The 26,472-nt window shown below is 68.9% G+C and carries 29 protein-coding genes and 1 pseudogene; 16 read left to right on the top strand and 14 right to left on the bottom strand.

What is annotated here, in order from left to right; all coding sequences use genetic code 11:
• The first annotated feature begins 246 nt into the window (after window positions 1-246).
• The 3 genes from ABIE45_RS12430 (at window position 247) to ABIE45_RS12420 (ending at window position 3,831) form a co-directional block, all read left to right on the top strand.
• Window positions 247-1,950, top strand: a complete 1,704-nt coding sequence (locus tag ABIE45_RS12430) for a methyl-accepting chemotaxis protein (protein ID WP_373622320.1) — start codon at window positions 247-249, stop codon at window positions 1,948-1,950.
• A 36-nt stretch (window positions 1,951-1,986) separates the two neighbouring features.
• A complete protein-coding gene (locus ABIE45_RS12425; RefSeq protein WP_192706994.1) occupies window positions 1,987-2,931 on the top strand; it encodes a substrate-binding domain-containing protein in 945 nt (314 codons plus the stop codon).
• 249 nt (window positions 2,932-3,180) lie between these two features.
• The gene (locus tag ABIE45_RS12420) at window positions 3,181-3,831 is read left to right on the top strand and encodes a Crp/Fnr family transcriptional regulator (protein ID WP_373622319.1); all 651 of its coding nucleotides are present in this window, start codon (window positions 3,181-3,183) and stop codon (window positions 3,829-3,831) included.
• Window positions 3,832-3,841: 10 nt separating this feature from the next.
• Here the strand turns inward: ABIE45_RS12420 and ABIE45_RS12415 are convergent, their stop codons facing one another.
• Window positions 3,842-4,654 (bottom strand): universal stress protein, encoded by an 813-nt coding sequence (locus ABIE45_RS12415; protein WP_192706992.1) that lies wholly within the window; start codon window positions 4,652-4,654, stop codon window positions 3,842-3,844.
• A gap of 195 nt (window positions 4,655-4,849) precedes the next feature.
• On the opposite strand from ABIE45_RS12415, the gene ABIE45_RS12410 reads away from it, so the two are divergent.
• Genes ABIE45_RS12410 through ABIE45_RS12400 form a run of 3 tightly spaced genes read left to right on the top strand, consistent with a single transcriptional unit; the run spans window position 4,850 to window position 7,451 of the window.
• The gene (locus ABIE45_RS12410) at window positions 4,850-6,292 is read left to right on the top strand and encodes a cytochrome ubiquinol oxidase subunit I (protein ID WP_192706991.1); all 1,443 of its coding nucleotides are present in this window, start codon (window positions 4,850-4,852) and stop codon (window positions 6,290-6,292) included.
• A gap of 5 nt (window positions 6,293-6,297) precedes the next feature.
• Window positions 6,298-7,311, top strand: coding sequence for a cytochrome d ubiquinol oxidase subunit II (gene cydB, locus ABIE45_RS12405; protein ID WP_192706990.1), 1,014 nt, complete (start codon window positions 6,298-6,300; stop codon window positions 7,309-7,311).
• An 11-nt stretch (window positions 7,312-7,322) separates the two neighbouring features.
• Complete coding sequence (locus tag ABIE45_RS12400; RefSeq protein WP_192706989.1) at window positions 7,323-7,451, top strand: DUF2474 family protein; 129 nt, start codon at window positions 7,323-7,325, stop codon at window positions 7,449-7,451.
• Window positions 7,452-7,497: 46 nt separating this feature from the next.
• Here the strand turns inward: ABIE45_RS12400 and ABIE45_RS12395 are convergent, their stop codons facing one another.
• The 8 genes from ABIE45_RS12395 to mdcA all read right to left on the bottom strand — a co-directional run bounded on the left by ABIE45_RS12395 (window position 7,498) and on the right by mdcA (window position 15,563).
• Window positions 7,498-8,979, bottom strand: coding sequence for an aldehyde dehydrogenase (locus ABIE45_RS12395; protein WP_192706988.1), 1,482 nt, complete (start codon window positions 8,977-8,979; stop codon window positions 7,498-7,500).
• 68 nt (window positions 8,980-9,047) lie between these two features.
• Window positions 9,048-10,031 carry a GDP-mannose 4,6-dehydratase gene (gene gmd, locus ABIE45_RS12390; RefSeq protein WP_192706987.1) on the bottom strand — a complete coding sequence of 328 codons (984 nt, stop codon included), beginning with the start codon at window positions 10,029-10,031 and terminating at the stop codon, window positions 9,048-9,050.
• 176 nt (window positions 10,032-10,207) lie between these two features.
• The gene (locus ABIE45_RS12385; RefSeq protein WP_192706986.1) at window positions 10,208-11,134 is read right to left on the bottom strand and encodes a malonate decarboxylase subunit epsilon; all 927 of its coding nucleotides are present in this window, start codon (window positions 11,132-11,134) and stop codon (window positions 10,208-10,210) included.
• The gene (gene mdcG, locus ABIE45_RS12380) at window positions 11,131-11,790 is read right to left on the bottom strand and encodes a malonate decarboxylase holo-[acyl-carrier-protein] synthase (RefSeq protein ID WP_192706985.1); all 660 of its coding nucleotides are present in this window, start codon (window positions 11,788-11,790) and stop codon (window positions 11,131-11,133) included. Before mdcG ends, ABIE45_RS12385 begins: the two co-directional genes overlap by 4 nt.
• Entirely contained in the window at window positions 11,783-12,499 is a 717-nt protein-coding gene (gene mdcE, locus ABIE45_RS12375) for a biotin-independent malonate decarboxylase subunit gamma (RefSeq protein ID WP_192706984.1), read from the bottom strand. The genes mdcG and mdcE overlap by 8 nt, the downstream gene beginning before the upstream one ends.
• Window positions 12,486-13,415, bottom strand: a complete 930-nt coding sequence (locus tag ABIE45_RS12370; protein ID WP_192706983.1) for a biotin-independent malonate decarboxylase subunit beta — start codon at window positions 13,413-13,415, stop codon at window positions 12,486-12,488. The genes mdcE and ABIE45_RS12370 overlap by 14 nt, the downstream gene beginning before the upstream one ends.
• A 2-nt stretch (window positions 13,416-13,417) precedes the next feature.
• On the bottom strand, window positions 13,418-13,726 hold the full coding sequence (mdcC, locus tag ABIE45_RS12365) for a malonate decarboxylase acyl carrier protein (RefSeq protein ID WP_192706982.1): 309 nt from the start codon (window positions 13,724-13,726) through the stop codon (window positions 13,418-13,420).
• Between the two features lie 190 nt (window positions 13,727-13,916).
• Window positions 13,917-15,563, bottom strand: a complete 1,647-nt coding sequence (mdcA, locus tag ABIE45_RS12360) for a malonate decarboxylase subunit alpha (RefSeq protein ID WP_192706981.1) — start codon at window positions 15,561-15,563, stop codon at window positions 13,917-13,919.
• Between the two features lie 226 nt (window positions 15,564-15,789).
• Between mdcA and madL the strand changes: the two genes are divergently transcribed.
• The 3 genes from madL to ABIE45_RS12345 all read left to right on the top strand — a co-directional run bounded on the left by madL (window position 15,790) and on the right by ABIE45_RS12345 (window position 17,822).
• Window positions 15,790-16,248 (top strand): malonate transporter subunit MadL, encoded by a 459-nt coding sequence (gene madL / locus ABIE45_RS12355; RefSeq protein WP_192706980.1) that lies wholly within the window; start codon window positions 15,790-15,792, stop codon window positions 16,246-16,248.
• Between the two features lie 17 nt (window positions 16,249-16,265).
• Window positions 16,266-17,030, top strand: coding sequence for a malonate transporter subunit MadM (gene madM / locus ABIE45_RS12350; protein ID WP_192707374.1), 765 nt, complete (start codon window positions 16,266-16,268; stop codon window positions 17,028-17,030).
• Between the two features lie 123 nt (window positions 17,031-17,153).
• A complete protein-coding gene (locus ABIE45_RS12345) occupies window positions 17,154-17,822 on the top strand; it encodes a GntR family transcriptional regulator (RefSeq protein WP_192706979.1) in 669 nt (222 codons plus the stop codon).
• A 107-nt stretch (window positions 17,823-17,929) separates the two neighbouring features.
• Here ABIE45_RS12345 and ABIE45_RS12340 read toward each other — a convergent pair whose 3' ends face one another.
• Window positions 17,930-18,301 (bottom strand): cell division protein ZapA, encoded by a 372-nt coding sequence (locus tag ABIE45_RS12340; protein WP_192706978.1) that lies wholly within the window; start codon window positions 18,299-18,301, stop codon window positions 17,930-17,932.
• A gap of 54 nt (window positions 18,302-18,355) precedes the next feature.
• Window positions 18,356-18,640: a DUF4164 family protein gene (locus ABIE45_RS12335; RefSeq protein WP_192706977.1), complete on the bottom strand. Its 285-nt coding sequence runs from the start codon at window positions 18,638-18,640 to the stop codon at window positions 18,356-18,358.
• A gap of 440 nt (window positions 18,641-19,080) precedes the next feature.
• On the opposite strand from ABIE45_RS12335, the gene gap reads away from it, so the two are divergent.
• From gap to ABIE45_RS12300, 7 genes are all read left to right on the top strand, one after another.
• Window positions 19,081-20,085: a type I glyceraldehyde-3-phosphate dehydrogenase gene (gene gap, locus ABIE45_RS12330; protein WP_192706976.1), complete on the top strand. Its 1,005-nt coding sequence runs from the start codon at window positions 19,081-19,083 to the stop codon at window positions 20,083-20,085.
• Between the two features lie 89 nt (window positions 20,086-20,174).
• Complete coding sequence (locus ABIE45_RS12325) at window positions 20,175-20,642, top strand: hypothetical protein (protein WP_192706975.1); 468 nt, start codon at window positions 20,175-20,177, stop codon at window positions 20,640-20,642.
• Window positions 20,643-20,677: 35 nt separating this feature from the next.
• Window positions 20,678-21,880, top strand: a complete 1,203-nt coding sequence (pgk, locus tag ABIE45_RS12320) for a phosphoglycerate kinase (RefSeq protein WP_192706974.1) — start codon at window positions 20,678-20,680, stop codon at window positions 21,878-21,880.
• Between the two features lie 44 nt (window positions 21,881-21,924).
• Complete coding sequence (locus ABIE45_RS12315; RefSeq protein ID WP_192706973.1) at window positions 21,925-22,224, top strand: hypothetical protein; 300 nt, start codon at window positions 21,925-21,927, stop codon at window positions 22,222-22,224.
• A 152-nt stretch (window positions 22,225-22,376) separates the two neighbouring features.
• Complete coding sequence (gene fba / locus ABIE45_RS12310; RefSeq protein WP_192706972.1) at window positions 22,377-23,447, top strand: class II fructose-bisphosphate aldolase; 1,071 nt, start codon at window positions 22,377-22,379, stop codon at window positions 23,445-23,447.
• A 19-nt stretch (window positions 23,448-23,466) separates the two neighbouring features.
• The gene (locus ABIE45_RS12305) at window positions 23,467-24,111 is read left to right on the top strand and encodes a thiamine phosphate synthase (RefSeq protein ID WP_192706971.1); all 645 of its coding nucleotides are present in this window, start codon (window positions 23,467-23,469) and stop codon (window positions 24,109-24,111) included.
• Window positions 24,111-25,163 (top strand): tetratricopeptide repeat protein, encoded by a 1,053-nt coding sequence (locus ABIE45_RS12300; RefSeq protein ID WP_192706970.1) that lies wholly within the window; start codon window positions 24,111-24,113, stop codon window positions 25,161-25,163. Before ABIE45_RS12305 ends, ABIE45_RS12300 begins: the two co-directional genes overlap by 1 nt.
• 4 nt (window positions 25,164-25,167) lie before the next feature.
• On the opposite strand, the gene ABIE45_RS12295 is transcribed toward ABIE45_RS12300, so the two are convergent.
• The 3 genes and pseudogenes from ABIE45_RS12295 to ABIE45_RS12285 all read right to left on the bottom strand — a co-directional run bounded on the left by ABIE45_RS12295 (window position 25,168) and on the right by ABIE45_RS12285 (window position 26,456).
• Window positions 25,168-25,608, bottom strand: coding sequence for a cupin domain-containing protein (locus ABIE45_RS12295; protein WP_192706969.1), 441 nt, complete (start codon window positions 25,606-25,608; stop codon window positions 25,168-25,170).
• Window positions 25,605-26,016: pseudogene (locus tag ABIE45_RS12290) on the bottom strand (carboxymuconolactone decarboxylase family protein). Before ABIE45_RS12290 ends, ABIE45_RS12295 begins: the two are co-directional and overlap by 4 nt.
• A 14-nt stretch (window positions 26,017-26,030) precedes the next feature.
• Entirely contained in the window at window positions 26,031-26,456 is a 426-nt protein-coding gene (locus ABIE45_RS12285; RefSeq protein WP_192706968.1) for a DUF779 domain-containing protein, read from the bottom strand.
• Window positions 26,457-26,472: the final 16 nt, after the last annotated feature.

Here is a 26,472-nt window from a genome sequence, read left to right as displayed (position 1 = left end):
TTGTCGCGTGCGCAGGTCATGAGGGCGCATGGACGATTCAGTGACTTGAGACCAACCCCCTTCGAATCATTGCGCAGCCTGCACGACTGCGCGCTCTATAAGACCATACTTTTTCAATATATCCTTTCCATCGCTTCGGTCGCTTCGAAACTTATCGCATAGCGATGATCTATTGATAATTGATCGGAATTTGATTTTCTGCTGTGGAACGGCTACAGAACGTAAAAATGGTCCGGAATAACTTGGATGTTGATTTTTAAATCCGGATCCGCGCGGAGATCGTCCGTCGGACTCCGGGCGATCATCATTGGGTCCGCGATAGTTCTGTTTGGTCTGTTCATGGCGATCGGGGCGTTCTCGATTGGCCGTCTCGGCCTGATCAACGACGTGAATCGCTCCGTCGCCGCAGAGATGAGAGCGGTGGCGATCCTGGGAACCATGAAACAACTGAGCCAGGAGCTGCGCGCCCTCGACGTCCTGGCCCACACCGCGTCGTCCGACGAGAGCCGCCGGACCTTCCGCGCACAGAGCGCCCGGGCGCAGGAAGCCTTGTCGGAGGCCTGGAGCGCCTACGCGCCGACGGTGACCGGACCGAAGGAGCAGCGGCTCGCCCATGGTCTGCGGGAGGCTTGGCAGCATTTCCTGGCCGTTGAGGCCGAGGCAGCCGCCCTGGACCAGGCCGGTGAGATGGAACTCGCCGGCAGCGTGATCACAAACGCTCTGCAGATCGATTCGGCGGATTTCTCGAAGGCGATCGACAATGTGCTGACCTATCGCCAGACCAGAGCCGTCGAACAGGCCGCGGAAGCGGATGCGGTAGGCATCGGTGCGCGGCTGTCGGTCGCCGAGGCCGTGGCTGTGGCTGCTGCCTTCACGGGTTGGATCGCCTGGTTGATCCTGCGCAGAGTGGCTGCGCCGATCGCCGCGATGACTCGCGCAATGCAGCTTTTGGCGGCGAACGATCTCGCCGTGGCACTTCCGGCCGCAGAGCGGCAGGATGAACTCGGCGCGATGGCCGGCGCGCTGCGGGTATTCCGGGAGAGCGTGCTGCTAGCCCGGGCGCGCGAGGCGGAGGCCGATCGGACGCGCGTCGCGGTCGAGCAGCAGCGCCGGATCGCGATGCAGGCAGTGGCGGCGGATTTCGAATCCGCGGTGTGCGAGATCGTCGGGACGGTGGCGTTGGCTGCGGCCGAGCTGCGCGGGACGGCCGACCGGATGCAGTCTGCGGCGGGGGAGACCGTGACCCGGTCGAGCACGGTGGTTGCCGCCCAGGAGGTCGGCTCCAATGTCCGATCGATCGTGGCCGCCGCCGAGGAACTCGGCACCTCGGTTCAGGAAGCGGGGCGCCAGGCCCAGATGACGGCCGCGATGGCCAGCGGTACCGCCATCGAGGCGGAGCGGACGACGACGCGCGTCCAGGCACTGAGCGGCGCCGCGGAACGGATCGGGGACGTCGTCCGGATCATCGCCAAAATTGCGGCGCAGACCAATCTCCTCGCTTTGAACGCCGCGATAGAGGCGGCCCGGGCCGGGGAGGCCGGAAGAGGCTTCGCGGTGGTGGCCGCCGAGGTCAAAGTCCTCGCAGGACAGACCAAGCAGGCGACCGACGACATCACGCGACACGTCGCCGTCATCCAGAGCTCCACCGCCGAAGCGGTCGGTGCCATGACGGACATCACCGCCCGGGTCGACGACTTGAATCAGGCCGCCGCCTCGATCGCCGCTATGGTCGAGGAGCAGGGAGCCGCGACCCGGGAGATCGTGCGCGTCGCGCAGGCCGCCCAGGGTACCGGCGTGGTCGGCGCACACAGCGCCGGCCTCGCCGAGACCGCTGAAACTCTGGGCGCGGCAGCGATCGGGATGCTGGACCAGGCCAGCGCCCTGTCGCGCGACGCCGAGCGCCTGAGCGACGAGGCCGCCCGCATCCTCGACAGCATCCGGGTCGCCTGACCCGTGACGAGGCCCGGTCACGATGGAACATGCCGCATGAGCCGGACACGAATTGCCTGGCTGCTCGCCTGGTTCTTCGGAGGTGCCCTGGCGGCGCTCGCATGCGGCGCGGGTCAGGCCATCGCGACCACATTCGGCGTCGCAATGACCCTGCCGGTTGCGTCGATGCCGCGTCTGCACGACAGCCTTGAGGAGCACGCGAGAGCCCGGAGCCTCCTGTTACGCTTTGCCTATGCCCCCGAAGGGGCCGCCGAGCAGCAGATCGCGCAGGTCCGGAATTTCATCACCGCGAAGGTCGACGCGTTGCTGGTCATGCCGGTCGTGCCGGCAGTGACGGTCACGATTACCCGCCTGGCCCGCGAGGCCGACATCCCGCTGGTCTACATCAACGACGGGCCGCGCAAGGATTGGTTGGCCGGGCGGATCGCTCTCGTAATCCCGAGCGACCTCGTGGCGGGCCGGCTGCAGATGCGCAAGCTCGCCCAGATGATGAACGGCAAAGGACGCCTCGCGATCCTATCCGGCCGCCCCGACGACGCGGGCTCGATCCTTCGAACGCGAGGCATCAAGGAAGTGATGGCCGCGTTTCCGGGCCTTCAACTCGTCGCCGAAGGCGCCGCCGATGGGGAGCGGAGGAAAGCCAGCACGTTGGTTTCCGGATGGCTCGCCGACGGCACCGGCATCGATGCGATCGCCGCCAGCAACGACGCGATGGCGCTCGGCGCCGCGGACGCCGTCGAGGCGTCGGGGCTCCCCGCGGGGCGCATCCTGATCGGCGGTATCGGTGCAATCGCGGACGCCATGCAGGCCATGCAGCAGAAACGCTTGGCGGTGACCCTTCACCAGGACGCCACGCTGCAGGGCCGCCGGGCGATCGACGACGCTCTGGCGCTGATCGCGCATCGGCCGGTGCCGCAATACGATTGGGTGCCGTTCACGCTGGTAACGGACCGGATCTCGACCATGCAATTCTCGAAGTAGCCGGGCCCGAGGCTCCTGCCTCCCGGACCTGTCGCGCGGGGCCTCGATCTGCTATGCAGCGCGCGTCAACCTGGGCGCGTTTTGAACGGGCGTTTGCTCGCGCCACGGCTGCGATCCCGCGGCCCGTAGGAGTTCGGAATGACTGTCCGGCCCGCGAGTCCGGAGCCCGATGCCGGTGCGGATCCGGGGCGGGACCACGCATGCCTGCACGGTCGGTCCGAAGGCGGCTGCGCCGCCTGCGATGTCCGCATGATCAGCGTTTGCGCCGCACTCACCGGTCCGGAGCTTGAGCGCCTGGAGGCGGTCAGCCAACGGATCGCGCTCGATCCGCGGCAGATCCTGTTCGCTCAGGATGATCGGGCCGACGCCGTCTACAACGTCACCGAGGGGACCATCCGTCTGTCCCGCCTCCTCCCCGACGGGCGCCGCCACGTGATGGGCTTCGCGCTCGTCGGCGATTTCCTCGGCCTCGCCCTTCCGGAGCGTTTCACCGTCACGGCCGAGGCGCTCTCGCCCGTATCGCTGTGCCGCTTCGATCGCCGCGCATTCACGGCGCTGGTCGAGGACGTGCCGCACCTGCTGCGGCGTCTGCACGAGAGTGCCGGCTATGAACTCACCCTGGCGCAAGACCACATGATGCTCCTCGGGCGGCGGACCGCCGAGGAAAAGGTCGCCGCCTTCCTGCTCGGCCTGCGGGCGCGCTACGCGCGGATCGGGCTCACCTCGGTGACGCTTGAGCTGCCCATGGGCCGCCAGGACATCGCCGACCATCTGGGTCTCACCATCGAGACGGTGAGCCGGATGCTCACCCGCCTGGATCGCGAGAGGGCCATCCTGATCGTGCCGGGCGGCGTGCGGCTCGTCGACGCCGCCCGGCTGGAGCAGCTGGCCGCCAGCTGAGCGGCGCCTCTCAATGCGCCATCAGGCAGCAGATCGCGGTGCTCTGAAGGACGTCTCGGGTCGCGCCGCCGAAGGCCCATCCCCGAAGGCGGGAATGGCCGTAGGCACCCATGACGATCAGGTCGGCCTCCTGCTCGCGGGCGAACCGAAGGATCGGTTCGCCGTCGCTCACGGTCGTGGTCAGCAGGTGCGTCGTCACCGAAGCACCGTGGCGCGCCAGATGGCGGGCGACATCCTGCGCGCCCTCGAACCGGGCGCCCTCGCCTGCCGTCACCACGAAGACCTGATCGGCCGAGCGGATGAACGGCAGGGCCCCGGAGACGGCCCGGCGTGCCTCCGGCGTATCCTTCCACGCCACGACGATGCGCCGTCCCGACAGGTCGGCCACCCGGGGCGGGACCACCAGGACGGGCCGGCCGGCCTCCATGAGAATGGGACCGAGCGCGAAGCCGAGCGGGCCCGGATCGAGGTCGCCCGGAGCAGAGCGTCCGACCACCAGGAGGTCGGCGGCCCGGCCCTGCTCAATGATGTGGACGAAGGGCCTTTCGGTGGCACCGCGCCAATCGGTCCGGGCGGTCTCCCCGGCACATCGGGCGAAGACGTCGCGAGCCCGTTCGAGCTCCTGCAGGATCTCCCCCCGCGCGCGGTCGAACTGGGCCTGCGCGTCGCGGATATCGTGCGCGAACAGCGGCGCCGGGACCTCCGCGGCGGCGGCCCCGGTCAAATCCGCATCGAACCGGCGCGCGAGGCTGGCCGCGAGGCGGATGCGGTCGGGTGCGGTCTCAGCGAGATCCACCGAGACGAGGATGTTGGCGTAGCTCATGGCGGCCTCCTCGGGACCTGTCGTCCGGCCCCGGGGCAGCAGTGTCGGCGCAGCCGTCGGGCGGAGCCTTGATCCAGCGCAAAGGGCGAGGCCGAGCCCGCCGCCTGCCTGTGCCGGGTCAGGCTTTGCGCTGGATCAAGGAACGGCTCCCCGGAGCGCGCCAGAGGTCGCGGGTCCGTTCCTCCGGAGACCGCGATGTCCGCCCTCGAACTGCCCAGTGCAGTCAACCTCGCGCGAACCCAATTCGCGCTCACGATCGTCTGGCACTTCCTGTTCCCGGCCTTCACCATCGGGCTTGCGAGCTATCTCGCGGTGCTCGAGGGCTTCTGGCTGCGGACCGGGAAGGCCGTCTACCTCGATACCTACCGCTACTGGCTGCGGATCTTCGCCATCGCCTTCGCGATGGGCGTCGTCTCGGGTTTGGTCATGAGCTACCAGTTCGGTACGAACTGGTCGGTCTTCGCCGATCGCACCGCGCCGGTGCTCGGACCCCTTCTCGGCTACGAGGTCCTCACCGCCTTCTTCCTGGAGGCCGGCTTCCTCGGCGTCATGCTGTTCGGCCTGGAACGGGTGGGCAAGCGTCTGCACTTCCTGGCGACCTGCCTGGTGGCCGGCGGCACGCTCACCTCCGCCTTCTGGATCCTGTCGGCCAATTCCTGGATGCAGACGCCGACAGGCCACGTGGTCGGGCCGGATGGGCGCTTCGCCCCGGCCGATTGGTGGGCGATCGTCTTCAACCCGTCCTTCCCGTACCGCTTCGCCCATACGGTCACGGGCGCCTATCTTACCACCGCGATGATTATCGGAGCGGTGGGCGCGTGGCACCTGTTGCGCGACCGTGCCAATCCGCGCGCCCGGCTGATGTTCTCGATGGCCATGTGGATGGCGGCCGTCGTGGCACCGGCCCAGATGATCATCGGCGACCTGCACGGCGGCAATTCCTACCAGCATCAGCCGGCCAAGGTCGCCGCCATGGAAGGACACTTCGATTCGGAGCGGCGCGCGCCCGCGATCCTGTTCGGCTGGCCCGACGCGGAGGCCGGAATGGTGCGGGATCGCATCGGCATACCCGGCCTCGCCAGCCTCTACCTGACGCACGATCTCGACGGTGAGGTCCGCGGCCTCAACGACATGCCACGGGAGACCTGGCCGACGAACCTGCCGCTGGTGTTCTGGTCCTTCCGGGTGATGGTCGGCCTCGGCCTTCTGATGATCGCGCTCGGCCTCGCGGGGCTGTGGTTGCGCCGGCAGGGCCGGCTCTACGATACCGGGTGGCTGCACCGCTTCGCCGTGGCCATGGGGCCGTCCGGACTGATCGCGGTCACGGCCGGATGGACAGTGACCGAGGCCGGCCGGCAGCCCTTCACGGTCTACGGCGTCCTGCGCACCGCCGACAGCGTTTCCCCGGTGGCGGCCCCGGCCGTCGCCGCCTCGCTGGCCGCCTTCGCGATCGTCTACCTCGCGGTGTTCGGGGCGGGCATCTGGTACCTCCTGCACCTGTTCAACCAGGCGCCCCACGCCCACGAGCCCGGGCCGCCCACCGATCAGCCGATCCGCACCGCCGGGATCACCCCCGCACCCGCGCTCATCGCCGGTGCGCAGGCGGCCGGCCGTCCCCTCGCCCAGCCCGCGGAGTAAACCCGATGTCCCTCGATCTCACGCTCATCTGGGCGCTGCTCATCGCGACGGCCGTCTTCCTCTACGTGGTGATGGACGGCTTCGACCTCGGGGTCGGGATCCTGTTTCCGGCCGTCCGCGGCAAGGCGGAGCGGGATGTCATGGTCAACACGGTCGCCCCCGTCTGGGACGGCAACGAGACCTGGCTCATCCTCGGCGGGGGCGGGCTGTTCGCGGTCTTCCCGCTCGCCTACGCCACCATCCTGCCGGCGCTCTACATGCCGCTGATCCTGATGCTGCTGGCCCTTGTGTTCCGCGGTGTCGCCTTCGAGATGCGCTTCCGCGCCGCGACCGTGCGATCGCAAGCTCTGTGGGACCGGTCTTTCTCGTGGGGCAGCTACGTGGCGGCCTTCTGCCAGGGCATCTGCCTCGGTGCGCTGGTCCAGGGCATCCGGGTGGAGGGCCGCGCCTATGCGGGCGGCTGGTGGGACTGGCTGACACCGTTCTCGCTCCTGACCGGGGCCGCCCTCGTCGCCGGCTACGGCCTGCTCGGCGCGTGCTGGCTGATCTGGAAGACCGACGGGGAACTCCAGCTTCGGGCCTACCGGCTGGCGCGGCGGCTCGGATTCGTCACCCTGGCGGCAATCGTGATCGTCTCCGCCGCCATGCCGTTCCTGAGCGCGGCCTTCAGGGCCCGCTGGATCGCTTGGCCGAACCTCGTGCTCGCCGCGCCGGTCCCGATCCTGGTCGCGCTCCTGGCCTGGCGGTTCTTCGTGGCCCTCGAGCGGCGCGCCGAGGTGATGCCGTTCCTGTGCGCGCTCGGGCTGTTCTTGCTGTCGTATGTCGGGCTCGGAATCAGCCTGTGGCCGGTGATCGTCCCGCCGGCGATCACGATCTGGGACGCGGCCACCCACCCGAGCAGCCAGGCCTTCCTGCTCGCCGGCGCCGTCGTGCTGGTCCCGATGGTGCTGGCCTATACCGGCTACGTGTACTGGCTGTTCCGCGGCAAGGTCGCGGCCGGCGCCCCGGGCTACCACTAGGAGAGCGGGCCATGACCTCGGAGACGAAACCCGGTTCATCCCTGCGCCGGCTGGGCTGGTTCATCGTTCTGTGGGCCGGCGGCGTCGGGGGCCTCACCGCCGTGGCGCTGCCGCTGCGGTGGCTTCTGAAGGCGGTGTGAGACCCAAGCAGACTCCGCTTCGCCTCGGGTGACGCGGCGTCTGGCGTCACCGCATCACGAACGGGTTCTCCGGCGTATCGCGGCTGGTCGAGATCCAGACGCTCTTGGTCTCCAGGAACTCGCGGATCGACTCGATGCCGCTCTCGCGGCCGATGCCGGAGCGCTTCATGCCGCCGAACGGCATCATGTAGCTCACCGCCCGGTAGGTGTTCACCCAGACGGTGCCGGCCCGCAATCCCTTCGACATGCGCATGGCCCGGCCGATATCCTGGGTCCAGACACCGGCCGCCAGACCGTAGATCACGTCGTTGCCGATTCTCAGTGCCTCCGCCTCGTCGTCGAAGCCGATGATCGACAGGACCGGGCCGAACACCTCCTCCTGGGCGATGCGCATGTCGTTGGTGACGCCGATGAAGATCGTCGGCTCGACGAACTGCCCGCCGATCACCCCGGGTCCGGTGGCCGGGTTGCCGCCGAACACGCAGCGCGCGCCCTCGCTCTTGGCCAGCGCGATGTAGTCGAGCACCTTCGCGTATTGCGGCGGCGTGGTGATCGGTCCGATGTTGGTGTCGGGCTGCATGGGATCGCCGAGCTTGGCGGTGCGGGCGAGCTCGACCAGCCGCGTGACGAATTCCTCGCGGATGCTGTTCTGCACGAGGAGCCGGGAGCCGGCGATGCAGGTCTGCCCGGTGGCGGCGAAGATCCCTGAGATCGTGCCCGCCGCGGCCGCCTTCAGGTCGGCATCGGCGAAGACGATGTTGGGCGACTTGCCGCCGAGCTCGAGGGAGACGCGCTTGATCTGGCGCGCGGCCGCCTCGTAGACCTTCGCGCCGGTGACGTCCGAGCCCGTGAAGGTGATCTTGGCGACGTCCGGGTGCTCGACAATGGCGGTCCCCGCCTCGCCGCCGTATCCGGTGACGACGTTGAACATCCCGTCCGGAAGGCCGGCCTCCTTGGTCAGGCGCGCAAATTCCAGCGTGCTGGCGGAGGCGAATTCCGAGGGCTTCACCACGACCGCGCAGCCGGCCGCGAGCGCGGGCGCGCATTTCCAGGCCACGAACAGCAGAGGCGAGTTCCAGGCGGTCAGCGCCCCGACCACACCGACGGGTTCGTGCCGGGTGAACGCGAAGGTCTCGGGCTTGTCGATCGGCACCTGGGCGCCCTCGACCTTGTCGGCGAGGCCCGCGTAGTACCACCACCATTCTGGCTGGTAGCGGGTCTGGCCGTACATCTCGGCGAAGAGCTTGCCGTTGTCGCGGACCTCGACCTCGGCCAGCGCCTTGGCCTCCCGCTCGACGAGGTCGCCGATCCGCCGCAGCACCTTGCCGCGGGCCGAAGCGGTCATGGTGGCCCAGGGCCCCTCCCACATGGCGCGCTTGGCCGCGGCCACGGCCCGGTCGACATCGGCGCGTGAGGCGCGCGGTATCCGGGCCCAGGCCTCACCGCGATAGGGATCGATCGACTCGAACCACGAGCCCTCGACCGGATCGACGTGCTCACCGTCGATGTAGAGCTGATAGGTCTTCACGGCGTGCATCTCCGGGCTGAGATGCCCGCCATATGGACCGGCAGGCGGGCGGCGGCGAGCCCGGCCGCTCAGGCGTTTGCGCTGAGGCGGCGGATGTCGGCGTCGACCATCTCGGTGATCAGGGCTTCCAGGCTGGTCTGCGCCTCCCAGCCGAAGGTCGCCTTCGCTTTGGCGGGGTTGCCCAGGAGCACCTCCACCTCCGCCGGCCGGAACAGGGCCGGGTCGATGACCAGGTGGTCGTCGATATTCAGGCCGACATGCTTGAACGCGATGGCGCACATGTCCCGAACCGTCGTGGTCCGCCCGGTGGCGATCACGTAATCGTCCGGCCGGTCCTGCTGCAGCATCAGCCACATCGCCTTCACGTAATCCCGGGCATGGCCCCAGTCGCGCTTGGCGTCGATGTTGCCGAGCCGCAGCTCCTTCTGCTTGCCGAGCTTGATCCGCGCCACCGCGTCCGTGACCTTGCGGGTCACGAACTCCACGCCGCGCAGCGGGCTCTCGTGGTTGAACAGGATGCCGTTCGAGGCGTGCAGCCCGAAGCTCTCCCGGTAGTTGATCGTCATCCAGTGTGCGTAGAGCTTGGCCACACCGTAGGGCGAGCGCGGGTAGAACGGCGTCGTCTCGCTCTGGCGTTCCTCCTGGATCAGCCCGAACATCTCCGAGGTCGAGGCCTGGTAGTAGCGCGCCTGCGGGGCCACCGAGCGCAGGCATTCCAGCATGTGCACGGCGCCGAGCCCCGTCACCTGCCCGGTCAGCAGCGGCTGCTGCCAGGAGGAGGTGACGAAGGACTGAGCGGCGAGGTTGTAGATCTCGTCGGGCTTGGCGGCCTGGACGATGCGTAGCAGGGCGGATTGGTCGAGCAGGTTGCCGTCGACCAGCTCGACCTCGTCCAGGATGCCGAGCCACTTCAACCGATGGTCGAAGACGCCGGCATGGCTGGAACGGCGCACGATGCCGGTGACCGCGTAACCCTTCTCCAGGAGCAGTTGCGCCAAATACGCGCCGTCCTGGCCCGTCACACCTGTGATCAGCGCTCGCTTGGCCGTCATGAACCCGTCTCGTTCCAAAGTTGACCGGCTGCTACGACCGCGAGCGCATCCGCGTCAAGGAGCGGCCAGACCTCAACATCTTCCGAAGCTGATTGCCGCCGATCCGCGGAGGATGTCCGTTGTGAGTGTATATCGATGCTGATCGATCAATATTTTTCAGTCTTGGTTCGCGTGTCTCATCCGGAAGACAGCCAGTCGACGACGCCGGAAATCGACCGGAACTCCTCCAGGGCGTGAACGCGCGCCTCCGGCAACGCCGATCGCGCCATGGTCGCCAGGGCGTGACCGGGACCGAGTTCTAGAACCCGGTCGGCGCCGTATTCGCCGCAGGCTTCCAGACAAGCGGCCCAGTCAATCGTCCGCGAGATCTGGATCGCGAGCTTTTCCAGACCCGCCTCGGCCCGGAAAACCGCGCCTCCGTCGAGACCGCTGATCAGGCGCGGCGCACCGACTGGGGGGCGCATCTGATTCGCAGTGGCCAGGATGTCCCGGAACGCGTCGGTCGCCGCCGACAGGAGCGGCGTGTGGGAGGGGGTCTGGACTGGAAGGATGACGGCCCGCTGCGCCCCCGACCCGCTCGCCTCGGAGCACAGGGCGTCGAGGGCGTCCCGTCGCCCGCCGACAACGCCGCTATCCGGGGCGTTGCGGATGGCGAGGTGACATCCATGGCGGGCCGCGAGCGTTTCCAGAACATCGAGCCGGAGGCCGCGTATCCCTGCCAGCCCGAATCCCTGGCCGGTGGCGGCGTCCATGGCCTCGGCCCGACGCGCGGCGAGCGTCAGGACGACGTCCGGTTCGAAGCGTCCGGCGACACCCCACGCGGCGAGATCGCCGATGCTGTAGCCGGCCACGATGGCGCGGGCCGGTCGTGCGGAGCCCAGGGCGCTCCAGGCGGCGAGCGCTGCCACGCAGCACAGGATCTGACCCGTGCGGTTCGCGTGCAGCTCATCGCCGCCGGTCCTGGCGATGTCGCGCGGATCCGTGCCGCCGAGGAGCGGCATGGCGGCGGCGAAGATCGCCTGAGCCTCGGGTCGGTCCGCCGTGAGGTCGAACATGCCCGGATGCTGGCCGCCCTGGCCGGAGAGCAGGATCGCCAGCGTCATCGGCGGATCGAGGCCCGCAGCGCGGCTGCCGGCACTAGAGCGACCCGGTCCAGGCTCTTGGCCACGACCGATCCGCCTTCCGGCGCGTCGCGCAGTTCCCGCCACTGCACACCGGTGCCGTCCGGCAGCAGGATCTCCCCGTCGATGCGCATGGAAGCCGAGTCCGCGACAGAGCCGATCCGGTCGAGCAGGCCGGCCGGCACGCCCGTGGCGCACGGCCAGAGCAGGTCGAGGTCGGAACTTGCGCTGAGATAGGTCAGGCCGGTCAGGGCCTGCCAGAGCAGGGCGCCGAACGGCCGCGGCACGATCGCGTGGTGGCGGCCGACCTCGACCAGGGCGCCGATGGACGGTTGCCACGCGGCGGGAGCATGTCGCCCGGAAGCGGCGAGATCCGGTGCCACCATGGGCGACAGCATCGCTGACGGTAGGGCGAGCCCGATCCGCCGCTTACCGTCGGCGGGTGGCAGCGGCAGGCCGAGAGGAACGGCATCACTGCCCTCCCCCGGGTTCCGGCGGCGGACAATCAATGGCCGACCGGCGGCGGCCCAGCCGTCGAGATGCGGCGCACCCGCAAGGTCGGGGCGCGACGCCAGCCACGCGGCCCAAGCCGTCGGATCAGCCCGCACGAGGTCGTGGCGGCTGTAGCCCTCAGCCAAGGCGCGCCTGATCGGCCACGGCCGCCGCGACGCCGCGGGCCACCGGACGGCCGCCGCGCTCCTCGCCGAGGCGATCTCGCACGTCGCCGGGCTCCATCCCCGCGATGAGATCGCGGATCTGGCCGGCCAGCGACTTCTCCGGTTCAAGGACGGCGTGCACCGCCCCCGTCGCCACCATGTTGTCGAGGCCGGGCGCGAAGACCGGTGTCGATTTCGCCATCTCCTGAAGCTTCGCCAGGGGCAGCTTCGTGACTCGGGCGACCGAGGGCAGGTCCATCACGCTCGGGTTGGCACCCGGAAGCGCCGCCAGAACCCGGGTTGCCAGCGCGGTGGCGATGAACGCGCCTGCGGCTGAATGGCCGTAGATCAGCCCGACCGTCGGATGCCCTGACCGGTCGGCGAGGAGCAGAGCCTTGGCGAGATGCGCGAGGCATTCGTTGAGGCCCAGAAGCTCGTCCCGCCGGCTCATGCGCTGGCTGTCGGAATCGACCACGACCAGGATCGGCACCTGCTCGCCCGCCCGCACCGTGTCGAGCACGGCGCGCGACAGCGACAGCGCTCCCTCGACGCCGAGGGGCGTGTCGCCATAGACGCCCACGACCTGGATCCGGCCGCCGTCGAACGGGCCGCTGCCCAACACGAGGCCATCGCGGACCGTCACCGCATGCTCCTCCGGGAACAGTGAGGCGAGGATCTCAGCGAGCGTCATGATCGGCCTCCCTGACCCGGGCCACGGTCTCGTCGAACGCCTTGGTGTCCATCCCGGGCACCGTCCCCGGATCGTTCACGCCGAGACGCGCCCAGACATCCGTCCCGTCGCGGCAATCGCCGAAGCGCGCGATCCGATCTTCGAGACGCGCCTGCTCGGCCTCGAGCGTGTCGAGATCGAAGGCCGGCGCGCGGCCAACGAGATCGACGGCGGCCGCACGGAAGGCCGTGACGGAGTCGGCGCAGAAGGCGTCGGCACCCCCGATCAGGCGGCGATGCTTGCCGCCCATGGTGCGCCAGACGAGCGCCCGGTCGCGGGAATCGAACTCCTCCGCGCCCTTGTTGGTCTCGATGACCTCGGGGCCGGACACCGAGATCCGCCCGCCCTCCGAGACGGCCAGCCGCGAACAGGTCCCGGCGATCAGGCCGCCGCCGCCGTAGCAGCCGGCCCGGCCGCCGATCAGCCCGATCACCGGGATCCCGGCTGCGCGGGCCTCGACGATGGCCCGCATGGTCTCCGCGATGGCGGTCTCGCCGGCATTGGCCTCCTGAAGACGGACGCCGCCAGTGTCGAACAGGATCAGCACCGCCGTCGGCTTCAGCGCCAACGCCGCCCGGAGCAATCCGACCAGCTTGCCGCCGTGCACCTCGCCGAAGGCCCCGCCCATGAAGCGGCCTTCCTGAGCGGCGATCAGGATCGGGCTGCCGTCGAGCCGCGCGCGGCCCACCACGATGCCGTCATCGAAGGCGCGCGGCAGGTCGAACAGCGGCAGATGCGGGCTCATGCGCCGCTCCGTCGGCGGCAGGAACTCGTGGAAGCTGCCCGGGTCGGTGAGCGCCACCACGCGCTGACGAGCGGTCGCTTCGTACCAACTCAAGGCATCCGGATCGATGCTCGCGGTGCGGTTGCCAGCCATGGTCAGGCCTCCATCAGCCGCGCGCCCTGGAGCAGGCGGAGCGACACCGTGTCGGGACGGGCACCGCCGTCGTTGATGCTGATGCGGAGGCCGCCCGGCTGCGCCCGGGCGATGAAATCGGCCACCACTGCCGCCCAGACGTCACCGTAGCCGGCGATCGGGGTCTCGATGGACACCTCGCAGGCGTCCGGCGGCAGGACCCGCTCCAGCAGGATCTCCAGATTGCCGGAGGCCACGACGCCGGTGATCGCGTTCGGCACCGAGCCGGGCAGCGGCTTCTTGGTGGTGTGGCGGAAGGTCAGGGATTCCATGGCCGCGTCCGTGCAAGAGGATCCTTGATCCAAACAGAACACCTCATCCTGAGGTGCCGAAGCGAAATGGAGGCCTCGAAGGAGCCCTCCCCATGCCACTGCGGTTCCTGGCGCCCTCCTTCGCGGCCCGCTCACGCGGGCACTTCCGGATGAGGGGAGCGATGGGAGCAGTGAGGGTAAGGTTCACCTTCTACCAGTTCCGGAACTTGGCAGGCGGCTCGTAGAGGCCGCCCGACCAGTGTACGAGATCCTTGATCGACTTCGCGGCGAGCAGCGCCCGGTCGGCGTCCAGCGGCTCGATGCCGAGATCCTCCGGACGTCGAATCACGCCCCGGGCGCGCAATTCCTCGACCTTCGCCCGGTCGCGGCCGCGTCCGACCTCGGTGTAGCCGGCCACGCCCCGGATCGCCTGCTCGCGCTCGTCGGCGTCGCGGCAGAGCAGGAGGTTGGCGATGCCCTCCTCGGTAACGATGTGGGTGACGTCGTTCGCGTAGATCATGACCGGCGCGAGCTCGAGGCCGATCTTCCTGGCCAGTTCGAGGGCGTCGAGATTCTCCACGAAGGTCGGCACCAGCTTGTCGCCGAAGGTCTCGACCAGCTGCACAACGAGCTTGCGGCCGCGCATCAGCGCGGGATCGCCGACGATCTGGCCCTCGCGGCCGGCCTTCATCCAGGCATCGGACGGATGGCGCCGGCCGTGCGGGTCTGAGCCCATGTTGGGGGCGCCGCCGAAACCCGCGACCCGCGACTGGGTGATGGTCGAGGAATGGCCCATCAGGTCGATCTGGAGCGTCGCCCCGATGAACATGTCGCACGCATAGAGGCCGGCGGTCTGGCAGAAGGCGCGGTTCGAGCGCAGGCTTCCGTCCGCACCGGTGAAGAAGATGTCGGGCCGCTCGCGGATGTAGCGATCCATCCCGACCTCCGAGCCGAAGCAGTGGACCTGCTTGACCCAGCCGGATTCGATCGCCGGGATGAGGGTCGGGTGCGGATTCAGCGCCCAATGGGTGGCGATCTTGCCCTTCAGGCCAAGTTTTTCCCCGTATGTCGGAAGCAGCAGCTCGATCGCCGCCGTGCCGAACCCGATGCCGTGGTTGAGCCGCTTGATGCCGTACTCGGCGTAGATCCCCTTGATCGCCATCATGGCGATCAGGATCTGCGTCTCGGTCATTGCCGCCGGATCGCGGGTGAACAGCGGCTCGACGTAGAACGGCGTGTCGGCCTCGACCACGAAATCGACCCGGTCGCCCGGGATGTCGACCCGCGGGACCCGGTCGACGATCTCGTTGACCTGCGCGACCACGACGCCGTTCTTGAAGGCGGTCGCCTCCACGACGGTGGGCGTGTCCTCGGTGTTCGGCCCGGTATACAGGTTGCCGTCCCGGTCCGCCGAGACGCCCGCGATCAGCGCAACGTTGGGCGTCAGGTCGACGAAATAGCGGGCGAACAGCTCCAGGTAAGTGTGAACCGCCCCGAGCTCGATCTGACCGCCGTACAGCATCTTGGCGATGCGTCCGCCCTGCGGACCGGAGTAGGAATAGTCGAGCCGCTTGGCGATGCCGGTCTCGAACACGTCGAGATGTTCCGGAAGGACGATCCCCGACTGAACCATGTGCAGGTCATGGACCTTCCCGGGATCGCAGGCGCTGAGGCCGCGGGCGAGGCAGTCGGCCTGCTTCTGGTTATCGCCTTCGAGGCAGACCCGGTCGCCGGGCCGCAGGATCGCCTCCAGCAGATCCACGACGGAACGCGCGGGAACCACCTTGCCTTGCGCATGGGCGCGACCCGCCTGGATGCGGGCATCGCGGGCCAGCTTCTCGCCGCGCCACTCGCTCATTTGCGCGCTCCAATGAGTGTACCGAACTGGACATAGCAGTCCATTCGGTATTTTCAAATCCTGGCCGATCACGGTTTCGTATACGGGATTGCGATCTTGTCAACGTTCTGCATACTGACTGCAACAGCCGTCAGGCCGACTCGGGAAGGAGACGCTCCATGACGAGCGCGTCGCCGCGGCTGCCGCACGGGGCCGGATGGACGACCCTGCTGAAGGGTCAACGCCGATGATCGTCCTCGGTGTCGCCCTGCTCGCAGCCTGCACGCTGATCGGCGTATACCTCGGTGACCTTCTCGGCATTGTCCTCGGTGTGAAGGCCAATGTCGGCGGCGTCGGCATCGCCATGATCCTGCTGATCGCCGCGCGGCTCTGGCTCTCCCGCCGGGGGCGCCTGACCAAAGGCGTTCAGTTCGGCGTCGAATTCTGGGCGGGCATGTACATCCCGATCGTGGTCGCCATGGCGGCCCAGCAGAACGTAGTGGCTGCAGTCGGCGGCGGCCCGATCGTGCTGATCGCGGCGACCGGGTCGCTGGTGCTGTGCTTCGGCGCCGTGGCCCTGCTCAGCCGGATCGGCCGCCGGGATCCGGGCAGCGCCGCCGTCGCGCACGGTGGATCGGTGATCGGCGGGGATGCCGACGCTCCCGACGTCGCACGGGCTGCGCCGGTCGTCGCCAGGGAGGGCTGAACGCCATGGTTCACGAGATCTGGCACGGCGTTGAGCATGTCTTCATCGAGCAGAGCCTCGTGGCCGCCTTCGCGGTTGTCGGAGCGCTGATCCTCGTCTCGAACTATGCCGCGAAGCACCTCACCAACGGCCGCGTCCACGGCTCGGCCATCGCGATCGTGCTGGGCCTGGTGCTGGCCTATGTCGGCGGGCTTTACACGGGCGGGAAGAAGGGCCTCGCCGACATCCCGGCGCTCGCCGGGATCGGCCTCATGGGTGGGGCGATGCTGCGCGACTTCGCCATCGTCGCCACGGCCTTCGAGGTGGATGTGATCGAAGCCCGGCGGGCCGGCCTGCTCGGCGTGTTGGCGCTCGCCCTCGGCACAATCCTGCCATTCATCGTCGGGACGCTGACCGCCGTGGCGTTCGGCTATCACGATGCCGTCTCGATCACGACAATCGGCGCGGGGGCGATCACCTACATCGTCGGCCCGGTCACCGGGGCGGCGATCGGCGCGGATTCCACCGTGATGGCGCTGTCCATCGCCACCGGCGTGACGAAGGCGGTGATGGTCATGGTCGGGACGCCGCTGGTGGCGCGGCTGATCGGCCTCGACAATCCGCGCTCGGCCATGGCGTATGGCGGGCTGATGGGCACGGTGAGCGGGGTGGCGGGCGGTCTCGCGGCGACCGATCCGAAGCTGGTGCCTTACGGCGCGCTCACGGCGACGTTCCACACCGGCATCGGCTGCCTCGTCGGGCCCTCGCTCCTGTTCCTGACGGTGCGCGCCCTCGTCGGTTAGGTCTGCGGCCGCGCATGGAACCGTGCCGTTCCCTGATCCGACACTGTGGATTAGGCTGTGGTCCCGCCTCGTCTGACACGAAGACTGGCAGTCGCCGCTCGCGGGATGGTCTAGGATCGGCGGATGCACGGCGATTTTCAGAAGATCGAGAGCGGGCTGCTCTCGGACCGGATCCGCGACGCGCTCACGGACGCGATCGCGTCGGGGACGATCGCGGCCGGCACGGCCCTCGACGAGCAGAACCTCGCAGATCGTTACGGCGCCTCGCGCACGCCCGTTCGCGAGGCCCTGCGTCAGCTCGCGGCCTCGGGCCTGGTGGAGATCCGGCCGCGTCGGGGCGTCGTCGTGGTGCGCCTAACGCCGCAGCGGATCGCCGACATGTTCGAGACCACCGCCGAGATCGAGGCGATGTGCGCGCGGCTGGCCACCTACCGGATGACGCCGCTCGAGCGGGGGCAGCTCATGGAGCTGCACGAGGAATCCGCCCAGGCGGTGGAGGCGGGCGACGTCGACGTCTACGACCGCTTCAACCGCACCTTCCACGAAGCGCTCTACACGGCGACCCACAACGGCTTCATGGCCGAGCAGGCGCTGGCGATCCGCGAGCGCCTCGCCGCCTTCCGGCGCACGCAGCTGCGCCACGCCGACCGGATCCGACGCTCGCGGGAGGAGCACGGCGAGATCCTGGCGGCGATCGCGGAAGGGGACGGCGAGACGGCGGCGCGCCGCATGCGCGCCCACATGCTCCGGGCTGCGGCCGCCCTCGGCCGCTACATCGCCGAGACCGGCTGAGACGCGTTGCCGGGCGTGCTTCTGCCCCAGCGCGGAACTGGGACGGCGAGACGCGGAGCCGGCCGGTCATCCGACCTCACGGATAGCGAAGCCGATCGACGTCGCGCTCAACCGCGCGCGGCGGATCCCCCCAGCGCATCCGCCAGCCGGCCGATCCGCTCGGCCGCACGGCCGATCCCCGTCGCGGCCCGCTCGGCATCCTCCGCGCGCCCGCGGTCGGCGGTCTCCGTGGCTTGGCGCAGCTCGGCCACCTGCGCCTCCAGCGTCGTGAGCCGTCCACGCAATTCGGACACTTCATCGGCCATCGTGAGGGCGGCCATCACCTGGAGGCGCATGTCGCCGATCTCGCCGAAATTCTTGCGCATCTCGCCGATGCGCGTGTCCAGGGTCTCGGCAAGGCCGGTGAGATGGTCTTCCTCGCCCGCTCCGCAGGCCATGCGGTAGCTGCGGCCGTCGATGGTCACGTTGATCTGCGGCAAGGGCTGCTCCGACGGGCTGCTCGGATGAACGCTCAGACGACCGGGCCGTCCGCCTCAGGCCCGTCCGAGCACATCCTGGACGGTCTCGATGGCGCGGTCGAGCCGGTGGCCGACCTCGCCGGTGGTGGCCGAGACCTCGGCGAGGCGGGCGCTCGCCGCGTCGAGGGCAGCGGCCAGGCGCGCCCGATCCTCGTCCATGAGGGCGAGCTCGGTGTCCCGGTCGTCGGGCTGGGCCGCCGTCTCGATCCGGCGGACGACCATGGCGTCCAGGCGGCTCAGGGCCGCGTCGAGACGCGCGAGGGCTTCATCGATGGAATCGGGTTCGGTCGCGTCGGCCATGGTGTTGTGTCCGCCTCGACGCGAAGCTTTCCGTCGAATGCTGCTGGATTTCCAGTCCGAAATGGCGTCCCGCACCGTGATCGATCCGGCCGCGTAATGGAACGTGGCAATCCTTGTTTATTGGTCGGTGGATCGATGAGGTTTGTCATGGCCGCGCGTTTGACAGCTAGGGGCGCCATGCTAGACAGCCGCGCGCTCCCGAGAGGGTCCGCGCGAGACAGGCCGGATAGCCGATCCGTGACAGTCCCGAGGCCTCAGCCTGCGCCGTCCGCTTCGACGGTCCCTGGCGGCGGAGCGCGGCTTAACCCGGGCCGGTTCATCGCAGGTTCAAACCCGCCCGCCCAGATCCGCCCGGCACGGCGGCGGGCCGCCGAGACCGCCCCGCGGACCGCACCCAGCGGTCCGGCGCGTGGTGCGCCGCATCAGGAAGGAGTCACGCCGTGACGAAGGTTGCCATCAACGGGTTCGGACGCATCGGCCGCAATGTCCTGCGCGCGATCGCGGAAGCCGGCCGCACCGACATCGAGGTCGTGGCGATCAACGATCTCGGCCCGGTGGAGACCAACGCCCACCTGCTCCGCTACGACTCGGTGCATGGCCGCTTCCCCGGCGAGGTCGCTGTGGACGGCGAGTTCCTGGTGGTGAACGGCAAGCGCATCAAGGTCACGGCCGTGCGCAACCCGGCCGAGCTGCCCCACCGCGATCTCGGCGTCGACATCGCGCTGGAATGCACTGGCATCTTCACCTCGAAGGACAAGGCCACGGCCCATCTCGACGCCGGCGCCAAGCGCGTCCTCGTCTCGGCCCCGGCCGACGGCGCCGACCTGACGGTGGTCTACGGCGTCAATCACGACAAGCTGTCGCGCGAGCACCTCGTGGTCTCGAACGCGTCCTGCACCACGAACTGCCTCGCCCCGGTGGCGAAAGTGCTGGACGAGGCCGTCGGCATCGAGCGCGGCTTCATGACCACGATCCACTCCTACACCAACGACCAGCCCTCGCTGGACCAGATGCACAAGGATCTCTACCGGGCCCGCGCCGCGGCGCTCTCGATGATCCCGACCTCGACCGGCGCCGCCAAGGCGGTCGGCCTCGTGCTGCCGGAACTCAAGGGCAAGCTCGACGGGACCGCGATCCGCGTTCCGACCCCCAACGTCTCGGCGGTGGACCTCGTGTTCACGGCCAAGCGCGCGACCACGGTTCAGGAGATCAACGACGCCATCAAGGCGGCCGCTGCGGGCCCGCTCAAGGGCGTGCTCGGCGTGACCGACCGGCCGAACGTCTCGATCGACTTCAACCACGATCCGCACTCGTCGACGTTCCACCTCGACCAGACCAAGGTGATGGACGGCGTGCTAGTGCGCATCCTGACTTGGTACGACAACGAGTGGGGCTTCTCGAATCGCATGGCCGACACGGCCGTGGCGATGGCCAAACTCATCTGAACTGCCTTGCCGCGGTCGCCGCCTCGTGAGAGGCCGGCGGCCGCGCCTTCCATCGGACGGCCTTACTTCGAACCAGGGACTCTTCAGGGATGACCGACGCTTCGCAGGGCACGTCAACCGGGCCGGAACTCGTGCCGCCCGCACCGCGGCCGGCCCCGCCACCGCCCACCGCGACCGTTGCCCCGGCCAACACTACGCCGTCGCACGCGCTCCCGGCCAATCAGCTCTTCGACCAGCTCGCGCGGATCGAGGACAAGTGCTCGCGTATTGAGGACAAGTACGCCCGCTCCGAGGCGCTGCTGTCCCGCGTCGAGGACAAAGTCGAGAATGCCGCGAACCGGATGAACGAATCCGCGCGCCAATCCGACCTCGCGGCGCTCCGGACGGAAATGCGCGGTCTGGCCGAGCGCACCCGGCGCCTGCCCGGGACCGGCGCCCTGGTTCTCACCGCCGTCATCACCGCCATTCTGACAGTGGTCCTGATGGTCGCCGTCCAGCGGCTCAACCTCGACCGCCTGCTGCCGCAGCGCGCCGCCATCGGCACGACCGTCCAGTAATCCCCGTCGCCCCGCACAGGACCGCAACAGACCGCATGAGCGCCTTCCGTACCCTTGACGACGCCGACTCCCTCACGGGCAAGCGGGTTCTCATGCGCGTCGACCTGAACGTGCCGATGGAGAACGGTCGCGTGACCGACGCGACCCGCATCGAGCGTGTCGCGCCGACGATCCGCGAGGTCGCCGAGAAGGGCGCGAAGGTGATCCTGCTCGCCCATTTCGGTCGGCCGAAGGGCAAGCGCGAGCCGAAGGACTCGCTGGAGCCGCTGGTCCCAGCCCTCGCGGCGGCACTGGGACGCGAGGTCGCCTTCGCGGCGGATTGCGTCGGCGAGGTGGCCGCGCAGGCTGTGGCAGCCCTCAAGGAAGGCGATGTCCTGCTCCTCGAGAACACCCGCTACCATCCGGGCGAGGAGAAGAACGAGGCGGCCTTCGCGGACGCGCTGGCGGCGAACGGTGACGTTTACGTCAACGAGGCTTTCTCGGCGGCCCATCGGGCCCACGCCTCCACCGAGGGGCTGGCGCACCGGCTGCCGGCCTATGCCGGCCGTGAGATGCAGGCCGAGCTCGAGGCCCTCACCAAGGGCCTGGAATCGCCGCAGCGCCCGGTGATCGCGCTGGTCGGCGGCGCCAAGGTATCCTCCAAGATCGATCTTCTGGAGAACCTCGTCGCCAAGGTCGACATGCTGGTGATCGGCGGCGGCATGGCCAACACCTTCCTGCACGCCCAGGGCAAGTCCGTCGGCAAGTCCCTATGCGAGAAGGATCTCGCCGAGACCGCGACCCGGATCCTGGCGGCGGCCCAGAAGGCCGGCTGCCGGATCATCCTGCCGGTCGACGCCGTCGCCGCGACGGAGTTCAAGGCGCAAGCCCCTCACGACACCGTTTCGGTGGACACGGTGCCGGAAGCCAGCATGATCCTCGATGCCGGCCCGCGCTCGGTCGCCGAGATCAATGCCGCCATCGACGGGGCCAAGACCCTGGTCTGGAACGGCCCGCTGGGCGCGTTCGAGCTCGCGCCGTTCGACGCCGCGACGGTAGCGGCCGCCAAGCACGCAGCCACGCGGACGAAGGCCGGTTACCTCGTCTCGGTGGCGGGCGGCGGCGACACCGTGGCCGCTCTCAACCATGCGGGCGTCGCGCAGGACTTCACCTACGTCTCGACCGCCGGCGGCGCCTTTCTCGAATGGCTGGAAGGCAAGGCCCTGCCGGGCGTCGAGGCGTTGCGGGCGAAGGGCTGAGGGAGCTCTTGCTCTCCTCCCCCAGCGGCGCGAACCCGTCTATTATGGCGGCCTTCATCAGCCGGGGGGCCGAGTCGCTTGGTGGCACCGTGGAGAACGCGACTTTCGAGATCCTGACGGGCATCCAGGTGAGCCCTGCACAGGTGCTCGCGTGCTTCGACAAGCTCGAGACGCGCATGGGCAATTTTGAGATGCGGATGGACGGTCTCGAAACCGGCATGCGCGAGGATCGCCGCAACGCGGCCGGGATGCTCGTAATGATGTTCGCCACGGCGGGCGATTTCGACGCGCGGGTCAGCGAGGTCGAGGAACGCGTCGCGGCCCTGGAGGGCAGAACGGGTTGAGGATCATCCGGGCAAGGAATGCGCAATTCGGCGTCTGAGATTGACCGAAAGCAAGGCTCTCGGCAGAGCGGTACGATACAGCTCAGCTGAGCGCCGCACGGCGCCATCGGCGATCGGGCAGACGACCAAACGGAAACGGGAAGACACGCACGATGGCACGCATCACCCTCCGGCAGCTCCTCGATCATGCCGCTGAGCACGAGTACGGGGTGCCCGCGTTTAACCTGAACAATATGGAGCAGGGGCTCGCCATCATGGCGGCAGCCGACGCGACGGACTCGCCCGTGATTCTGCAGGCGAGCCGCGGCGCCCGCGCCTACGCCAACGACATCGTGCTGGCCAAGCTGATCGACGGGCTCGTCGAGATCTACCCGCATATCCCAGTCTGCATGCATCTCGACCACGGCAACAACGAAGCCACCTGCGCCACCGCCATCCAGTACGGCTTCACCTCCGTGATGATGGACGGCTCACTCAAGGCCGACGGCAAGACCCCGGCCGACTACAATTATAACGTCGAGATCACCCGCAACGTCACCAAGATGGCCCATTGGGCCGGCGTCTCGGTCGAGGGCGAGCTGGGCGTGCTGGGCTCGCTGGAGAGCGGCCAGGGTGAGGCCGAGGACGGCCACGGCGCCGAGGGCACCCTCAGCCACGACCAGCTCCTGACCGATCCGGACGAGGCTGTGAAGTTCGTCGAGGCCACCAAGGTGGACGCGCTAGCGGTGGCGATGGGCACGAGCCACGGCGCCTACAAGTTCACCCGCAAGCCCGACGGCGAGGTGCTGGCGATGAACGTGATCGAGGAGATCCACCGCCGCCTGCCGACGACCCACCTCGTCATGCACGGCTCCTCGTCGGTTCCGCAGGACCTCCAGGACATCATCAACCAGTACGGCGGCCAGATGAAGCCGACCTGGGGCGTCCCGGTCGAGGAGATCCAGCGCGGCATCAAGCACGGCGTGCGCAAGATCAACATCGACACGGACAACCGCATGGCGATGACCGGCCAGATCCGGAAGGTCCTGACCGAGAACCCGTCCGAGTTCGATCCGCGCAAGTACCTGAAGCCCGCCATGGAGGCGATGACGAAGCTCTGCAAGCAGCGCTTCGAGGAGTTCAACACCGCCGGCAAGGGCTCCAAGATACGGCCGATCTCGGTCGCCGAGATGGCCAAGCGCTACGCCAGCGGCGCGCTCGATCCGAAGATCGGCGCACGGTGAGACCGCGCAGCCCCTCGCGATGAGCAACGATGCGCGTCTCGCCCTGCTCGGGCCCCACGGCCTCGACGCCGCCGACCTCGACGGTTTTGTAGCCGCCCTGAAGGGTGCGTTCGGGAGCGGCGAAGTGGCCGCGGTGATCCTGCGGCTCGCCGCGGTCGACGAGCGCGCACTGGTCGCCCGCGTCAAGCAGGTGGCGCCGGTGGCTCAGGAGCACGGCGCCGCTCTGGTCGTGGCCTGCCCGGGCTTCGTCGGCGATCTGGCCGCGGTGGCGATCCGCGGCGGTGCCGACGGCATCCATGTCGACAAGCCGCGCGACCTCAAGGACCTGCGTAGCCGGTTGAAGGAGGGCCGCATCCTCGGCGCCGGCGGCATCGAGACGAAGCACGCGGCCATGGAGGCTGGCGAAGCAGGCATCGACTACCTGATGTTCGGCGGCCTCTATCCGGACGGCATCGCCCCTGATCCCGAGGGTGTGCTGGCACGCGCCACGTGGTGGGCGGAGATTTTCGAGACTCCGTGCATCGCCGTCGCGGCGGCTGCCGACGAGATCGCGTCCTTGTCCGCGACAGGTGCCGAGTTCGTCGGGCTCGAGAGCGGGCTCTGGCTGCAGGATCCGGCCGCGGTCGAGCGGGCCCATCGGACGATGCAGGAGGCGGGAGCCTGATGACGCGGCCATCGCCGCACACCCTGGCGGTCATCGCCGCGTTCTCGGTGCTGGCCGCCCCGGCCTGGGGTGCCACTGGACCGACGGAGCCGTCGAAGAACGCGCTGCCGTCGGCCGCCTCACCCGGCGCCGAGCCCGGCAAGAAGCAGATGCCGGAGCTGCCGAGTCCCTATACGCCGAACTATACGCGGGGGGCCGTGCCCCCGGCCAACGGTCAGCCCCCGGATCTCGCCTACGGCGCGTACCAGCGCGGCCAGTACGTCACGGCCTTCCGGGAGGCGACCAAACGCATCGAGGCCAATCCCAAGGATGCGCCGGCCATGACGCTGCTCGGCGAGCTCTACAATCAGGGCCTCGGCGTCAAGCAGAACCCGGTCAAGGCCGCCGAGTGGTACAGGCTCGCGGCGGCTCAGAACGACGCCGCCGCCATGTCGTCTCTGGGCCTCATGGCCCTCGACGGACGCGGTATGCCGAAGGATGCGAAGGCCGGCCGCCGCTGGCTGGAACAGGCCACGTCCCACGGCTCACCGACAGCCGCCTACAATCTCGGCCTGATTCTGATCGGCACCGGCGCGACTGCTGACGAGGCCGCGGCCGCCGCGCAATTCCGGAAGGCCGCGGATGCGGAAATCGGGCCGGCCCAGCACGATCTCGGCGTGCTCTACCTCCAGGGTCGCGGCGTGCCCAAGGATCCCGCCATGGCGGCGCAACTCTTCCGCCGCGGCGCCGACAACGGCGATCTCGCCAGCGAGGTCGAGTACGCGATCCTGCTGTTCAACGGCAACGGCGTGAGCAAGGACGAGCGTTCCGCGGCCCGCTACTTCCTGCACGCGGCCTCGCGGGGGAACGCGATCGCGCAGAACCGAGTCGCGCGGCTCTACGCGGTCGGCCGCGGCGTGCCCAAGAACACGGTCGAGGCTGCGGCCTGGAACCTCGCCGCCGCTGGTCAGGGGCTGTCCGACGCGTGGCTCGACCAGACCCTTTCGGGGCTCTCCGCCGACGAGCGGACCCGCGCCGAGCGGCTGGCGAACGAGCGGATCGAGCAGCGCTGAAGGGCTACACCTCGGCCTTCGACCAGTCGACGCCGGCTTCCAGCTCCGGCAGCAGGACCACGCTCTCCTGCTCGTTCGGGTCGGTGCGGGCGATCACCGCCGTCACCGGCTCCGTCTGGCTGCGATTGTACGGCAGGTGCGGGACGTTGGCGGCGATGTAGACGAACTCGCCGGCCCCCGCGATGGCGTGGTTCTCGAGACGCTCGCCCCAGAAGCAGCCCGAAACGCCGGAGAGGACGTAGATCGCCGTCTCATGGGCTTCGTGCTTGTGGGCGTGGGCCCGCTCACCGGGCGGGATCTCAAGGAGCTGCATGTGCAGGGCTTTGGAATCGACCGCCTCGGCCGAGATCGCCGGACGGTAGAGGTGTCCCTGCTTGCCGCGGAATGGTGCGCTCTCGTGCACCACCAGGAAGCCTGGCTTCTGCGTTTCGGACCCGGTGCTCATGGACGTTCCTCCACCCTGAAGGCGGGATCGACGGGAATCTGCATGCCGTTGACCAGCGCGTTGGTCTGGTTCGCCATGCCGACAATCGCCAGGAATTCGCCGTGCTGCTCCGCCGTCAAGCCCTTCGCGCGCCGCGGCCGTGTGCGAATGGATGCAATAGGGGCAGCCATTCGCAATCGAGACCGCGATGTAGACCAGTTCCTTGGTCAGCGGATCGAGTGAGCCCGGCCCCATGACGGCCTTGAGACTGGTCCAGGTCCGCTCGAGCAGGGCGGGATCGTTGGCGAGCCCGCGCCAGAAATTGTTGATGAAATCGGAGCCCCGCGTCGCCCGGATGTCCGCGAACACGGCCCGCACCCGCGGCTCCGCTTCGGCCTCGGCGTCGCTCCAGAGCGTCACAGTTGCCATTGCAAGGCCTCCCTTCAGAGCTTGCAGGCACCGTCGAGGGCGCGATTCTCAGCCTCGGAAAACAGGCGCGAGCGGATGTGGAAGCGCTTCTCGCGGCCATTCTCCAGCGAGAACATGCCCCCGCGACCGGGCACGACGTCGAGGATCAGGTGCGTGTGCTTCCAGACCTCGAATTGGGACCGGCTGATGTAGAAATCCGCGCCGCCGACGCGGCCGAGATGCACGTCGCCGTCGCCGACAATGAAGTCGCCGACCGGGTAGCACATGGGTGAGGAGCCGTCGCAGCACCCGCCGGACTGGTGAAACATCACGGGGCCGTACTCGGCCCGCAGCTCCTCGACGAGCTCCAGCGCCTTGGGCGTGGCGGTGACCCGCAGCGGCGTGCCGTCGGCACCGACCTGCTCCGCGGTCGTGGCTTCAACCGTCGCATCCGTGCTCATGCTGACCTCCCCGGGT

It is taken from the genome of Methylobacterium sp. OAE515 (assembly GCF_041806315.1).
Classification (GTDB): Bacteria; Pseudomonadota; Alphaproteobacteria; order Rhizobiales; family Beijerinckiaceae; genus Methylobacterium; species Methylobacterium tardum.
Note: the sequence above shows the minus strand (reverse complement) of the source record. Positions and strands in the feature narration are given on the sequence as shown.